At 44.6% G+C, this 15,401-nt stretch carries 14 protein-coding genes; 2 read left to right on the forward strand and 12 right to left on the reverse strand.

Going from position 1 to position 15,401, the window contains the following annotated elements:
* Positions 1-12 precede the first annotated feature (12 nt).
* Entirely contained in the window at positions 13-588 is a 576-nt protein-coding gene (locus MNR06_RS05245) for a Yip1 family protein (RefSeq protein WP_243539604.1), read from the forward strand.
* A 191-nt stretch (positions 589-779) separates the two neighbouring features.
* Here MNR06_RS05245 and dut read toward each other — a convergent pair whose 3' ends face one another.
* The 12 genes from dut to MNR06_RS05305 all read right to left on the reverse strand — a co-directional run bounded on the left by dut (position 780) and on the right by MNR06_RS05305 (position 14,223).
* On the reverse strand, positions 780-1,229 hold the full coding sequence (gene dut / locus MNR06_RS05250; protein ID WP_243539606.1) for a dUTP diphosphatase: 450 nt from the start codon (positions 1,227-1,229) through the stop codon (positions 780-782).
* 22 nt (positions 1,230-1,251) lie between these two features.
* Positions 1,252-2,520, reverse strand: a complete 1,269-nt coding sequence (locus MNR06_RS05255) for a M16 family metallopeptidase (protein WP_243539608.1) — start codon at positions 2,518-2,520, stop codon at positions 1,252-1,254.
* 59 nt (positions 2,521-2,579) lie between these two features.
* Entirely contained in the window at positions 2,580-4,673 is a 2,094-nt protein-coding gene (gene pnp / locus MNR06_RS05260; protein ID WP_243539610.1) for a polyribonucleotide nucleotidyltransferase, read from the reverse strand.
* 152 nt (positions 4,674-4,825) lie between these two features.
* A complete protein-coding gene (rpsO, locus tag MNR06_RS05265) occupies positions 4,826-5,095 on the reverse strand; it encodes a 30S ribosomal protein S15 (RefSeq protein WP_243539613.1) in 270 nt (89 codons plus the stop codon).
* Between the two features lie 173 nt (positions 5,096-5,268).
* Entirely contained in the window at positions 5,269-6,231 is a 963-nt protein-coding gene (gene truB, locus MNR06_RS05270; protein WP_243539621.1) for a tRNA pseudouridine(55) synthase TruB, read from the reverse strand.
* The gene (gene rbfA / locus MNR06_RS05275) at positions 6,179-6,580 is read right to left on the reverse strand and encodes a 30S ribosome-binding factor RbfA (RefSeq protein WP_243539626.1); all 402 of its coding nucleotides are present in this window, start codon (positions 6,578-6,580) and stop codon (positions 6,179-6,181) included. The genes truB and rbfA overlap by 53 nt, the downstream gene beginning before the upstream one ends.
* Positions 6,580-9,531 (reverse strand): translation initiation factor IF-2, encoded by a 2,952-nt coding sequence (gene infB / locus MNR06_RS05280; protein ID WP_243539627.1) that lies wholly within the window; start codon positions 9,529-9,531, stop codon positions 6,580-6,582. Before infB ends, rbfA begins: the two co-directional genes overlap by 1 nt.
* A gap of 14 nt (positions 9,532-9,545) precedes the next feature.
* Entirely contained in the window at positions 9,546-10,943 is a 1,398-nt protein-coding gene (gene nusA, locus MNR06_RS05285; protein ID WP_243539628.1) for a transcription termination factor NusA, read from the reverse strand.
* Between the two features lie 13 nt (positions 10,944-10,956).
* The gene (locus tag MNR06_RS05290; RefSeq protein ID WP_243539629.1) at positions 10,957-11,478 is read right to left on the reverse strand and encodes a ribosome maturation factor RimP; all 522 of its coding nucleotides are present in this window, start codon (positions 11,476-11,478) and stop codon (positions 10,957-10,959) included.
* A gap of 216 nt (positions 11,479-11,694) precedes the next feature.
* Complete coding sequence (locus tag MNR06_RS05295) at positions 11,695-12,132, reverse strand: GNAT family N-acetyltransferase (protein WP_243539637.1); 438 nt, start codon at positions 12,130-12,132, stop codon at positions 11,695-11,697.
* Positions 12,132-12,755 carry a hypothetical protein gene (locus MNR06_RS05300; protein WP_243539639.1) on the reverse strand — a complete coding sequence of 208 codons (624 nt, stop codon included), beginning with the start codon at positions 12,753-12,755 and terminating at the stop codon, positions 12,132-12,134. Before MNR06_RS05300 ends, MNR06_RS05295 begins: the two co-directional genes overlap by 1 nt.
* Before the next feature lie 274 nt (positions 12,756-13,029).
* Entirely contained in the window at positions 13,030-14,223 is a 1,194-nt protein-coding gene (locus MNR06_RS05305) for a hypothetical protein (RefSeq protein WP_243539642.1), read from the reverse strand.
* 278 nt (positions 14,224-14,501) lie between these two features.
* On the opposite strand from MNR06_RS05305, the gene MNR06_RS05310 reads away from it, so the two are divergent.
* Complete coding sequence (locus MNR06_RS05310; RefSeq protein WP_243539650.1) at positions 14,502-15,395, forward strand: S1 family peptidase; 894 nt, start codon at positions 14,502-14,504, stop codon at positions 15,393-15,395.
* Positions 15,396-15,401 lie beyond the last annotated feature (6 nt).

The following is a 15,401-nucleotide window of genomic DNA, read 5'->3' on the forward strand; positions in this document are numbered from 1 at the left end:
TGAAATGGTCCCATGACAGACTATAGAGACGTTACGAATTCAGCGAAAACTCACCAAGACACTGCCAAAGAAGTTGTTAAATATTTATTCAACTTCTTGAAACACCCGATTGAAAAAATCAAACACCTTCCTGATTGGAGCTGGCCAGTTCTAATCATAACTCTAGTTGCAGTTTCCATAATTTCAGGTGTAGCGACTGGATTAGTACCCCCCAACTTTTTTAGAATCATGGGCGGCATTATCATCTCTCCGATCGTAGGCGTAGCTACTACCTGCATCGGCGCTCTGTTTATTTATTATTACTTCCAAGTCTTCGAAAAAAGAACGTGTTCACTTCGCAAGCTTTTCACATTGATCTTACTTGCGAACATCCCTTTCTTCATTTTCCAAATTGGTTCAGAAATCATCCCACCCATCAGCTTGGTAGGCTTTGCATTCACAAGCATGTTGATGGCCGTAGGACTAACTGAAAACTTCCAAATGCAAAAAAGAAGAGCGATCCGCTTGGTATCAATCATCTTCGCCATCGTATTCTTATTGTGGCTATGGAACAGAATTGATATCAGTCGCCTAGAACGCCTAGGCTGAAAATTTACGAATAAAAAAGCCTGCGATAAGCAGGCTTTTTTTATTCCCCTTCTACCCAGAACCAAGGCGAATCAAAAGGGTCCAAGCGCAAGGCGGAGGGTTTTTCGCGAAACGGAGGCGTACTCCTAGTACGTCGGAGAGAAGCGAAAGGCCCGACAACGCAGTCGATTGGGCCCTTTTCATTCGCCGACTTAAGCGCGGCCGGTTGAGCCAAATCCGCCAGCTCCTCTTTCTGTGCTTCCTAGTTCATTCACAACTTCAAAGATCGCTTGATAAACTGGTGCAATCACCAATTGAGCGCAGCGTTCTTGATCGTTGATTGTGAATGGTTCGTTGCCAAGGTTGATTAAGATGATTTTTACTTCACCACGATAGTCAGCATCGATGGTTCCTGGAGTATTTAATACTGTCAGACCATTTTTTGCTGCCAAACCCGAACGAGGACGTGCTTGGATTTCGTAACCCAATGGGATTTCGAAAGACAACCCTGTTGGGATCATTGCCTTTTCACCTGGGTTTAAAACCACGGGACCTGAAAGTTGCGCACGAACGTCAAAGCCGCTGGCGCCTGCAGATTGGTAAGCTGGCAATTCGCCGTGGAAGTTTTCTAGTTTTTTGATTTTTACTTTAAGTGTTTGCATCACAATTCCTTGTACTAACTTCTTATAAAGAAAGATTTTCCCACCAGTGTTTTAACTCGGTCACTCCAGGTCCTAAAAGAACGCCGGAAGTTTTATCCAAGTTAATCTCATGGCGGATATAATGATTTACTGAATCTACCGATACTTTCTTGATTTCATCAATCACTGACTCAACAGATCTAAAACGGCCAAAGACCATTTCATTCACAGCCAACGAAGTCATACGATTATCAAGATCATCAGAACCTAACAAGATGCTACCGATAACTTGGGTTTTAAACATTTCCACATCGTGTTTTGAAACACCTTGTTTGCGGATCTTTTTAAACTCTTTAGAAATCAAATCCCCCACTTTACGCGCATTCTTAGCTTCTGTTCCCGCATAAATAGTCATCATGCCGGAATCAATGTGGGTATTAAGACTAGAGCCAATGGTGTAAACCAAGCCTCTTTTTTCACGCACACTTTGATAAAGCTTCGAGGTCATGCCTCCGCCTAAAAGTGTGTTCGTGATCACAGCTTCAAAGCGATATTTGTCTTTAAAGCTCGCTGTTTCAAATCCCATCAACATGTGCACTTGTTCAGCTTGTTTTTCAACGACATGGCGGCGCTCTAACCAACGCGGCACTTTTCTTTTAGATTTAAGATTGGACTTTTTCTTGTGGGCCAGGCGCTTTTCAATGCCCTTCATAAGCTCATCATGATCCAAACATCCCGCCGCACTGACGATGATGTTTTTGCCGGTGTAGGTCTGTTTATAATAGTCCATCACCTGATTTTGTTTCATCACGGCGATGGATTCAGGTGTCCCTAAGATCGAACGACCAATGGGATGTTTTCCATACACTTGGTCATAGAAAAGATCGTACACGATTTCTTCATGGCTATCTTCTGACATGGCGATTTCTTGCAAGATCACGCTTTTTTCTAAAGCGAACTCTTTTTGTGTCAGATGCATGTTGGAAACTAAATCAGAAAGTACATCTAAGGCTTTTTCCCAATGGTCTTTTAAAACCATCGCGGTATAAACCGTGTACTCGCGGGTCGTGTAAGCATTCAAATCACCACCAAGGGCTTCCAAGGACTTAGCAATCTGATAGGCCGAACGAGTCTTCGTTCCTTTAAAAACAAGATGTTCTAAAAGATGGGAAATACCTGCGACATCAGGAGTTTCGTCACGGGTTCCAGTCAAAACCCAGATACTTAATGAAACCGCGCGAGACGCTGGATGAAGTTCACTGACAACGCGGATTCCGTTAGATAATTCAGTTTTATTGAACTGAGTGCTCATTGTGCTCCGGATAAAAAAAAGGCGCATCTATGGTAAGATGCGCCCCTTAAAATTGAAAACTACTGCAATAGAGCTTTACGAGAAAGTTTCACGCGACCAGAACGGTCAACTTCAAGAACTTTCACGTCGATGAACTCGCCCTCTTTAAGCACGTCAGTCACTGCACGCACTCTCTCGTTAGAGATTTCAGAGATGTGTAGAAGACCTTGCGTGTTCGGAAGGATTTCAACGAATGCTCCGAATTCAGCGATCTTAACAACACGACCTTTATAAGTCTTACCCACTTCAGCTTCAGCAACGATGTCATTGATCATGCCGATAGCTTTTTTAGTAGCTTCTGGATCTGCAGACGCGATGTGGATTGTACCGTCATCTTCGATTTCGATTTTAACACCCGTAGCTTCAGTGATTCCGCGGATAACTTTACCGCCAGAACCGATAACTTCACGGATTTTATCTGGTTTAATTTTGATCGTCTCGATTCGCGGAGCAAATTCAGAGATTTGACCACGTGCCGTTCTGATCACTTTTTCCATTTCAGCTAGAATGTGATTACGACCATCTTTAGCTTGCGCCAAAGCTTGTTCCATCACTTCAAAAGAAACAGAGTCGATTTTGATATCCATTTGAAGAGCTGTGATACCAGTAGTTGTACCAGCCACTTTAAAGTCCATGTCACCCAAGTGATCTTCGTCACCAAGGATGTCCGTCAATACAGCTACACGGTCGCCTTCTTTAATAAGACCCATCGCGATACCCGCAACGTTTCCTTTAATAGGCACACCAGCATCAAGCATTGATAAAGTACCAGCACAAACAGAACCCATTGATGAAGAACCGTTTGATTCAAGAACTTCAGAAACTACACGGATTGTGTAAGGGAATTTTTCATGGTCAGGAAGAACAGCTTTAAGAGCGCGCTCTGCCAAGTTACCGTGGCCGATTTCACGACGACCTTGACCACCGAAACGACCCACTTCACCTACAGAGAATGGAGGGAAGTTGTAGTGAAGCATGAAACGGCGTTTTTGTGTGCCCAGTAGAGCATCAACCATTTGTTCATCATCACCAGTACCCAAAGTTACAGTACCCAAGCACTGAGTCTCACCACGAGTGAAAAGACCAGAACCATGGGCGCGAGGAAGGAAACCGACTTCGTTGGCGATAGAACGAACCGTTTTTACATCACGGCCATCGATACGAACTTTTTTATCAAGGATCATTGAACGAGCTTCTTGATATTTGATTTCTTCAACAATTGCAGAAAGTTCTTTTTTACGTTGTTTAGCAAGGTCTTTATCAGTGATTGAACCCAATAAAGCCGTTTCCGCTTCAGCAGAAGCAGCAGCTACAGCTGCGTAACGGTCTTGCTTAACTTTGATAGACAATGCTTGTGCAATCTTAGATTGAAGCATGCTCACAGCTTGCGCTTTGAAATCTGCATCAATAGATGGCGCCGTGAAAGCACGTTTCGCAGCAGAACCAGTTTTTTCACGAAGTTCATCTTGCGCATTCAACAAAGGCATCATTGATTGGTGACCGAATTTCAATGCTGCCAAAACGTCAGCCTCAGAGATGAATTTCGTTTCACCTTCAACCATCAACAAACCATTGCGAGTACCAGCAACGATGATGTCCATGTCTGATTTTTCAAGTTGTTGTGGAGTTGGATTTGCTACGAATTGACCGTCAACGCGAGCCACTTGTACAGCAGCTGTTGGGCCATTGAACGGAATATCAGAAACATGAAGCGCGGCAGAAGCACCTAAGCTTGCCAAAATTTCCAATGGGAAAGCGCCATCGGCAGAAAGAACCGTCGCCACAACTTGAGTTTCGTTTCTGAAACCTTCTGGGAAAGAGGGACGAATTGGACGGTCGATTAAACGTGCAGTTAAAACTGCATCTGTTGTCGGCTTACCTTCACGTTTGAAGTAGCCACCCGGAATTTTACCAGTTGCATAGAATTTTTCGATGTATTCAACAGTCAGAGGAAAGAAATCCAGTTCTGATGCTTTCTTAGAACAAACTGCAGTAACAAGAACCATGTTGTTACCACTAGAGACAAGCACTGATCCATCTGCTTGTTTTGCCAAACGGCCTGTTTCGATGGTGATTTGTTTTCCGCCCACCGAAGTAGTTACAGTCGTTTTCATTAAATCTCCTTGAAGTGTGCACAGAGCTTTTTTGCTCTGTTCTTTTATATATTTTTACTTATTTATTTTTTTTGATTCTGAATCAGGATGGCTGTTATTGCAACAACCGCCTTAAAAAGCTGAAGGGGCCTTGTGGCCCCTTCGCAACTGCATTACTTACGGATATCAAGAGCTTTAATAAGCGCTTGGTAACGAGTACCATCTTTACGATGCAAGTAGTCCAAAAGTTTTCTTCTTTTGTTAACCATTGTTACAAGACCGCGACGACCGTGGTGGTCTTTTTTGTGAGTCGCAAAGTGAGTTGTCAAATCATTGATTTTAGCTGTCAAAAGAGCAACTTGAACTTCTGGAGATCCAGTATCTAGATCCGCAGTTTGGAATTTTTTAACGATTTGCCCTTTAGTATCTTTAGTGACTGCCATTAAAGTCTCCTTATTTTTGAGTCTCTTAAACTCGGTTTTTATCATCACCCCATCGGCCGTCATGGCTGACAAACCGCAGAGTTTTTTAAAGTTCTAAACTTCTATCTATAATTGGGTAGCACGTCAAGCTGGTTCAGCGAAGCCCCGGTCTTCGCTCTCCGCCCTCCGGGCCCCTAATACTTAAAGACCCTTTTAAGAGCAAAGCCCTTGCCCGGATCAAGGCCAATCAAAGCCAATAACTGACCGCCATCTTGGTCAATAACTTGAATATATTGATCCTCAGCAGGCTTAAAAGCGGTTATAAGCTGGCTGCGCAGGTCATGGCTAATCTGCCCATTCGTTAAAAGGACGCGATCCTGCCCTTTAACCCTGATTCTTTTTACCTGGGGCAAAGCCAAATCCATAGGAACGAAAGCCGCCCCCGCGCTCCCACCTTTTACAGTGGTTTCGATCTGCTCAAGGGTTTGAGCCTGGGGAATTAAATAGGGAGCTGACCATGTGCGCCGCAATGAACTCATCGCGGCCCCACACCCCAGCGCTTTCCCTAAAAGATCTACCCAAGTACGGATGTAGCTGCCTTTAGAGCATTTAATATCAAATTCAGCCCAATCAGGGCCGACATCCACAGGGGAAATATCCCAGAACTTCATGACCTTTTTAGGGACTTGAACTTCCTCTTCCCCACGGGCGTATTCGTAAAGCTTTTTACCTTGAACCTTGATCGCGGAATAGATGGGAACTTCCACTTCCATTTCGCCATGCAGTTTCGCAGCTTCAGCTAGAATCATTTCTTTAGTTAAATCGACTGGCTTGGTTTCTAAAACTTGCCCGGTGGTATCTAAGGTATCAGTGCGAACGCCAAACTGAGCGCGCACGCGATAACCCTTATCACCTTCTAAAATGTATTGGCTAAGTTTCGTACCTTCGTTGATTAAGCAAACCATCAAGCCTGAAGCCAAAGGATCCAAAGTTCCCGAGTGGCCCACGGCTTTGGTTTGCAAAATGCGACGCAAACGCGCCACCACGTCGTGACTGGAAATCCCTGAAGGTTTATCAACCAACAAAAGACCGTTAAATGTAGAGTTATTCGTCATCAGATTCGTCGTCGGTACTTTCACCATGAGCTTTTCGTTCAATCTCTAGCTCATGAAGAATTTTTTCTACTTTCAAAACCTGATCCGTCGTGTGATCCGCATAGAAAGTCAGTTTAGGGCAGTAGCGCATTTTCAATTCTTTACCGATAAAGTTTTGAATTTCAAAAGCGCGTTCTTGCAGAAGTTCAATAGCTTCTTCTTTTTGTTCATCAGAGCCAAGAACGCTGATGTACACTTTTGCAGTACGCAAATCCGCAGGCATTCTCACCGATGCCACCGTCACAAGACCTGGCAATGGTGATTTAAATCCACGAATCAAAAACTGGGCAACAGTTGCTTGAATCTCTCTTTCTACGCGAGCGACTCTGCGCCCATCACCCATATTTTTCATTAGCGACCTGCATCCAATTCGCGAGCTACTTCTTTTTTAATATAAGCTTCCATCATATCGCCGACTTTAACGTCGTTGTAGTTTTCAATGCCGATACCGCACTCGTAGCCTTGCGCCACTTCTTTAGCATCATCTTTGAAACGTTTAAGGGAAGCGATCTTACCTTCGTAAACGATTTTATTTTCACGAAGAAGACGGATCATATTGTTACGTTGGATCTTACCGTCGATCACGAAGCAACCTGCAATAGTTCCCACTTTAGGAACGTTGAAGGTGTTACGTACTTCCACGCGACCCATAACTTCTTCAACAACGTCTGGACTTAATAGACCACCCATTGCCAATTTCATTTGATCAATCAATTCGTAAACGATGGAGTATGTTCTTACATCCACACCCATTTGTTTCGCCTTAGCCTGTGCGCCCAAGTCAGGACGTACGTTGAAACCAAGAACGATACCTTTTGCTGTGTGCGCAAGAGTAATATCACCTTCGTTAATACCACCCACTGCAGAGTGAATAACTTTCGCCTTCACTTCCGGAGTAGAGATCTTAGAAAGCATGCCGTTGATCGCTTCCAAAGAACCATGCACGTCGGCTTTAAGCACGATCGCAAGTTCTTTCACGTCACCTGACTTCACTTTCGCAAAGATGTCTTCTAAAGACATTTTCGCGTTCGGAGTCGTAGCCGCTTTTTCAGCTTGTTCTTTTCTTAAAGTCGAAACTTCATTTGCCGTGTCTTCATCTTTAACGATGTCGAACTTATCACCGGCAGCAGGTACTGCTTCAAGACCCAAAACTTCGGCTGGCAAACCAGGACCGACAGATTGGATTCTTTCGCCTTTATCATTTGTCAATGAACGAACGCGGCCTTTCATAGTACCAGCAACGATGTACTGACCTACTTCAACTGTTCCGTCTTTCACTAGAAGTGTAGCAACAGGTCCTTTTCCTTTTTCCATTTTCGCTTCGATAACGATACCTGTACCAGAGCGTTTCGGATTGGCTTTAAGTTCAGCCACTTCCGCAAGAAGTTTTACTTGCTCTAGCATTTCTTTGATACCGGTTTTCTTTAAAGCGGAAACTTCACAGAAAATCGTGTTACCGCCCCATTCTTCTGGGACGACTTCAAGTTCAGTTAATTGTTGTTTAATACGGTCTGGATTTGCGCCTGGCTTATCCATTTTGTTGACCGCAACGATCATCGGCACGCCCGCTGCTTTCGCATGGTTCACGGCCTCTTGTGTTTGCGGCATCATACCGTCATCTGCTGCCACCACGATGATCGCGATGTCAGTAGCATTCGCACCACGGGCACGCATAGCTGTGAAAGCCTCATGGCCCGGAGTATCTAGGAATGTAATCAGGTTACCGTCTTCAATTTTAACACTGTAAGCACCAATGTGCTGAGTGATACCGCCAGCCTCGCCCGCTGCCACATCGGCATTGCGGATAGCATCAAGAAGTGATGTTTTACCATGGTCAACGTGACCCATAACAGTCACAACTGGAGGACGAATCACAGCTTCTGCATTCAATTCACCGAACGCGGTTTCTTCTGCAACGGCATCCGCAGTTTTGAATACGTTTTGCGCTTCCCAACCGAACTCTGGAACGATCAAAGCGATCGTATCGAAATCAAGATCCATGTTCATGTTGGCCATAACACCATTCTTCATCAAAACTTTAACCAATTGAGGAGCTTTCAAGCCCATCTCCATCGCCAAGTCTGATACTTTCATGGTGTTATTCACTTTCACCACGCGTTTATGCGCTGATGGTGTTGTGATTTGGGTCTTCATCGCTTCGCGATCAAGCATTCCCTTTTTCTTTTTAGGTTGGAAGACCATTTCACGTTTACGGAATTCAACCGCGTTGAATACCGCTACTTCTTCTTCCTTCTCTTTTTCTTTCTCGCCACCTCTGCCAGGACCAGCAACTGGTGCAGGACCGGCTTTTTTACGACGATCAAAATCAGAACGGAAACCAGTATCCGGCATTGGCTCTGGAGGTGCTGATGCTACGAAACCAGTACGAATGTTACGTGTTGGCGCACCACCCGCTGGACGGTTGAAACCACCCGGACGAGGTCCACCGAAACCAGTGCCTTGTCCTTGAGGGCGATCACCACCACCTTGACCACGTTGATATCCGCCGCCGCCTTGATAACCGCCACCTTGTGGACGATCACCTTGTTGACGTTGCGGAGTTTGTGGCTGCACACGAGAAAGGTCCATACGACCGATAATATTTCTTTTTGGTGTTGTCGCCGGAGTTGAAGAACTTGCAACACCGCTCGTACCAACCACAACTTCTTTTTTACGAGCTTGTGGTGCTGGAGCTGCAGGTGCTGCTGCTTGAGCCGGAGCCGCTGCAGGAATTTCTTTTGCTACTGCTGGTTCCGCTTTTTTAGCTTCAACTGGAGCTGCTGCAGCTGCTGGAGTTTCTTTCACTTCCGCAGGAGCCGCTGGCGCTTCTTTTACTTTTGCTGCCGGAGCTTTTTCTTCAACCGGAGCCGCTTCAACTGCAGGTGCTGGAGCTGCTTCTTCCTCGGCTTTCGGAGCTGTCTTTTTAACAACTACGCGAGCCTTTGGAGCTGCAGCTTCTTCACCAGCTTCCGCTGTTGCAGCTTTAGCCTTAGGAGCTTCTTCTTCTTTTTTACGGCGAATAACAGGAGCTTTAGCCTGAGGAGCTGGCGCTGCTTCACCTTCAGCTACTGGAGCCGCCGCTTTTTTCGCTGGCGCTTTACGAGTCGCTGCTTTTTTAGGCTTAGCCTCTTCAGCTGGAGCTGAACCACCGCTAAGTTTAATTTTAATTTGCGCAAGCATTTCTGGCTCAAGCTCAGCCATATGACTTTTCACCGGCAAATGCCATTCACGGATTTTATCCATGAGGGCTAGCGGGGTCATCCCGATCTCTTTTGCAAATTCAAAAACCTTTGGATTACTCACTCAGTCTCCTGTTATTATTCTTCGTCCGCTTCTTGAGCGTCGAGTTTTTTCAACTCTTGTTTCAGAAGTAAATCAGCTTGTTCTTTTGCAGAAACATTGGAACCTTTGTCTTTAGAAGCCGTAGGTGCAGTTGGTACTGGCACTCCGTCAGCTTCATATTTAGCAACAAGGGCTTTTGCTTCTTTCATTAATTTTTCAGCTTTATCTGGATCGTCATATCCAGGGATTGTCATCAACTCTTCCACTGAAGAGTTAGCAACAGATTGGAATGAACCGAAACCAGATTGGAAAATATTTTGGGCCATAGTTTCGCTCATGCCTGGAATCAACATCAAGTTGAAAATTGATTCTGCAGTACGAGACGCCGCTGAAGACTCAGAAATAATGTCTAATTTCCAGCCTGTAAGTTTAGCAGCTAAACGAACGTTTTGACCGCGTTTGCCGATTGCCAAACTTAATTGACTGTCAGGCACTACGATTTCCATTTCACGGTTCGCATCATCCAAGAATACGCGAGAAATTTCCGCTGGAGCCAAAGCGTTACACGCAAAACGTGTTACGTCTTCATCCCAAGGAACGATATCGATTTTTTCGCCACGAAGTTCTTGTACGATGTTTTGTACACGAGAACCCTTCATACCAACGCAAGCACCCACTGGATCAACAGAGTTGTCCTTAGAACGAACTGCGATTTTAGCGCGTTGACCTGGCTCACGAGCGGCAGCCATGATTTCAACAACACCGTCATAGATTTCTGGAACTTCCATTTCAAAAAGTTTCATCAAATATCGCTCGTCCGCGCGAGACATGATGATTTGCGGACCACGAGTGGTTTGACGAACTTCAGACAAGTAACCTTGCAAACGGTCACCTGGTTTGTATTGTTCACCAGGGATTTGTTCACGAGGTGGGATGTACGCTTCAGTACGGCCCAAATCGACAACGATCGCGCCTTTTTCCACGCGACGAGCGATACCAGATGCGATCTCGCCTTTTCTTTCTTCAAACTCATTGAAGATGATAGAGCGTTCAGCATCACGGACTTTTTGCATGATGATTTGTTTTGCTGTTTGTGCAGCGATACGACCAAGATCAGAGGCTTCAAGCTTGATACCTACAGAGTCATCAAGTTGAACGTTTGGATCCAACTTCACAGCTTCGTCGTAAGGAATTTCAACTTCTTCATCGATGAATTTTTCACGAGGAACAACTTCTTTGAACTCAAAAAGTTCAACTTCGCCAGTTTCTTCGTTATAAGCAGCTTCAATTTCACGGTAAGTACCGTATTTTTTACGAGCAGCTACAAGCATACCTTGAGTGATTGCATCGATAACTACTTGCTTATCGATTCCTTTGTCTTTTCCGACTTGATCAATCACTTTGGAAAGATCTGAAAACATATTTTCAGCCATGATTTACCTCTCGTTACTTTTTCTGACCTTTGGTCATTTCAAAAATTACTTTAGCTTTGTCGATCATTTCGTAAGGCACATTCAGCTCTACGCCTTTGATGACAAATCGGATGCCCTTTTCATCAGCCGACTCTAATACGTCCTCGACTGTTTTACCGGCTTTCCACTTTTTGTCTGTTACGCCTGCGCTTTCAAAAGCCTTGGTAGTTTTAACGTAAATTTTCTTACCCACTGCTTTTTGAAAGTGCCAAGGTTGTTTTAAATGGCGCTCAAGACCTGGAGTTGAAACTTCTAAATTGTACGCTTCACCAGGAATAAGATTTTCATCAGCATCAAGAACTTCGTTCAATGCCTTTGAAACATTTGAACAATCATCAATCGTGACGTTGCCATCTTCTCTATCAATGAAAACACGCAAGGTACGGCCTTTTCCAAGTCCGACAAATTCAACGTCATACAGTAGACAACCTTGTTCGGTTGCTGCTGTTTGTGCCATATTTTTTACTGTTTCCATCCACGATGGGGTCTCTGACATTTAAGACAATCCTTTATAACATACACTGCTCCTGGACGGGGTCCAGTTTCTCGAGCTTCGAGAGCACTGCATGTTTGCCGGATCATTCGGCATTGCAACCCGTCCGGGTAGCAAAAAAAATGGGCCTTGTTAGGCCCATGGAACGACCTGAAGCTAGCAAGAAAAATCAACCATGGCAAGGGTTTATCCGCTTAAAGCACCGGTGACCGATGGCTTTTAAGAATGTGAGTACAAAACTGCAGTCGCCCCGTCCTTATAATAACGAGGTCGCCTTCTAGTTTCTTTAAAACCCAACTTTTCATAAAGTTTTTGGGCGGCAACGTTCTCCTCATGAACTTCAAGCCAAAGCTCCTTATCCTGACCCTTAGCGGCAATTAAATACTGAAAGAGCTCCACCATGGCACCTTTGCGGCGGTGATCGGGATGACTTGCGACCAAAGAAATTTCCCAAGCTTGGGGTAAATCACGATAAAGAACGAAACCTAAGAGCAGCTCCCCTTCAAAAATACCGACAGCTTCTGCGGTGGCAAGCTCAGCCCCCAAAAGTTCCTTCGGCCAATAAAACTGCGGCAAAAGCCCTTGGGCCTCATGGATCGCTTCAACTAAAGCGCGCATCGCCGGTTTATGTGGACTAAAAAGAGCTTCGATATGCATTAGTTAGTAAAATTGCGAACTTTGTATTTGCGCATGATCACTTCAAACCAAGAGCGAATTCGCTCTTCCAACTGCTGCTGCGCCAAGTAGGTTTTAATATTATCTTTGAACGAGGCAAACGGAAGACTTCCGAACTTCACGCGGTTTCTTTCGTAGTACATTTGTGCTTCTTGGTCCGTGATAATCCCCGACATAGAGTTCGTCTTAAACTTTAAGAAAGCCTTGGAAGTCAGTTTGCGAGAAAGAATTTTTTGAAGTTCCGCTTCTGAAACTTCCAAAGATGCCCAATAGGCCTTTCCCGCCACCGCTCTTTGCACCGTCGTCATAGCATTCTTGATTTCTTCCGGGGTTACGTTCGCCACATTAAAGTTTTCAGCTTCAAGAGCAACCACTGTTTCTAATAAAATATTAGTCACAGCCCCCTGAAATTCCGGAGCCCCCGGCCTAATTTCATAAATCTTAGGAGCAACACCCTTTGCCGGGAAAAGAATATGCTCTGCCACCACAGCAATCTGCACTTCCCGAGAAGTAATAACATACTCAGAAACCTGCCCCACCGTCTCAGTAACAATAGTCGCAGCATATGCATTCAAAGAAAAAATCAGACTTAAGATAATCCCCATAAAAAAACTATGAAGCAATCAAACCACGAAGTAAAGCATTCCCCCACACCACAAAACGTCGTCTGCAGGAGACTGATCAAAAGGGTCCATATGCAAGGCGGAGGATCTTTTGCGAAACGGAGGCGTGGCAGCGCCACGTCGGAGAGAAGCAAAAGACCGCACAACGCAGTCAGATGGGCCCTTTTCATCAGTTTCCGAAAAAAACAAACCCCAGGTCATTTCTGAACTGGGGTTTGTAAACCACTTGAGGAATTATTAACTTGTTTTGATTATGTTAGAAGTTCGCGCGAGCTACAAGCGACATCACATAATACTGAAGCTTTTCGATCGGAGTTCCATACTGAGGTCCAGTCATCCAGTTGTTGGAAGCATTCACACGGCTGGAAAGATTGAACATATAACGGAAATCCAAACCTAAAGAGTACTTTGGAGAGAACTCTAGGTCAGCACCCACGATTGTACCGATATCGATCGCATGAGAGTTTGCAGTGTTGCTGTTATTTGCATAGCTATAGTTGTCGTTAGCCCAAGCAAATGTTCTGTAAGAGTAAGCAACCACACCACCGATAACTGGTTTTACGATACCGCTGAACAATTGAACCTTCGCAGCCAATGAACCTGTGTATTGGTTTACGTCGATATTGTTCGGGATGTAGTAACCACCGTTGTAAGCATTTGGATAGTAGTTGTTATTATTGATGTTTGAATAATAACCATTGTTATCCAAAGTGTAGTTTGAATAAAGGAATGAACCTTCGATCACGAAGTTGTCATATTTATTACCGAAAGCCACACCCAAGGCATAGTTACCTTTTACGTTGATAACATCTGGATAGTCTCCGATTCCAAGGATACCACCAACATATTTAGTTTCGATCGGAAGAATAGCTGTTTCTTCTTCAACTTTCATCGCCGCAGCGATTTCTTCACGAACGATGTCGCGTGTGTTTTCTTTTGGTTCTTCAACTTGTTGAACTTGTACCTGTTGAACAGGCATAGCTTGTACAGGTTGTTGTTGAACTTGTTGGTTGTTTAATTCATTGAATTTATCGCCAAAAAGAACACTCGCTCTTTTCTTTTCATCTTCCATACGAGAGTGTTCTAGTTTTTCAACGATTCTTTGTTCAGTCGCCACTTCCGCATCTTGACGAGCACGGCGGATTTGTTCTGCGCGAGACTCTGTCAATGGCGAAGCTTCAATAACAGTCGTTGGCTGTTTTTGAATTTGTGATTGTTGCAGTTGAGCAGTTGAAGTTGGAGTCGCCTGATTTAAAATATAAATCGGCTGACCGCTCACTGGGGCTGATGAAGCGATAGCTGCTTGAGCTTGTGGTTGCGCCACAGGTTGAGCTTGTACGTTGGAATACATTTGATCCAACTCTGCATCAACATCGCTTTCGATGCTTTGAGCAAGGGCGAAGTTAGGCGCCATGCTTAAAGCCGCAAGGATATAGATATACTTTTTCATAAAGTCTCCTCAGGGTTCTGGTTTAAAACCTTTAGTCACCCTGGCGCTTAGAGCAAGCCTGATGCCAAGAACGCCAAATTTCGTCCTCACTGTCTAAGTCCTTGATATCTAAACGGTCCTGGGATTGACCCCTTAGCCATGGCATCCCCCGTGCAAGCCCGATTGTGACAACTTACAAGACGCTTTATGAAAGCCTTACAAAGCGGAGCCATTTTGCCCCTAAACGCCGATAGTTGGGAAAATTGTCTAAGAAGATTGTCTATATATAAGGAGCCGCTGTGACCTCTTCCGCTATTAAAATCTCTATGACATTGGTTTTTGCGAGCCTATTAGCGGCCTGTGCGGAAAGATCTCAAAACGCCATGGGTTTGAATGCGGAAGCAGCCAACGCCCCAAAATGCCAGGCAGAGGCTTCCATTCGCAATGGTATCGTCGGCGGATCCGTTCTTACTGACGGAGATCTAAGTTCTTCGACGGTTTTACTGATTACCGAACTTGATGATGGCACTTCGAGTATTTGCACAGGAACTTTGATTGCGGAAAATAAAGTCCTAACGGCTGCTCATTGTATTAAGAAAACTAGCAAGAAAATGTATGCTTCATTTGTTAAAAACTCTGCTTGTATCAACTCTTTAAAGACTTTGAGAGAAGTGACCCATAAGGCCTTAAAAACCGATCACGATTTTACCCAAAGTGTGCCCATCGATAAAGCTCAAGATGATTTGGCTGTCGTTCGTTTTGAAGGCAAAGCTCCGAAAGGCACGACGATTCGTCCTTTACCTGGGGAGCAATTCACCGCCACTGAAGGTGAAGAGTTAGTGATGGCTGGTTATGGGACCACGGGAATGGCCAACGCTGATGGCGGACTTCTGCGCCACGTGACCGTTCCAGGAAAGCAGTTAGTGAAGAGCTTTTATGACCCTAGAAACAAGGACTATTTTGCAGTTTTGAATACCCATATTGTTTTGCAGCCTGAAAAAGGTGTCTGCGTTGGAGATTCAGGCGGTCCTTTGTATGTGAAGACTTATGAAGGGCTTGTCTTATATGGAATTACTTCGATGGGATTTAATCCCGATTCCGAGGATTCTACGAAAACGTGCAACGGGATCTCTCTTTTTGCGGACGTAAGGCATCATCTGGATTGGATTAATAAACAATTAAAAGAGCTATAATTGGTC

The sequence above is a fragment of the Bdellovibrio reynosensis genome (assembly GCF_022814725.1).
Taxonomy (GTDB): Bacteria; Bdellovibrionota; Bdellovibrionia; order Bdellovibrionales; family Bdellovibrionaceae; genus Bdellovibrio; species Bdellovibrio reynosensis.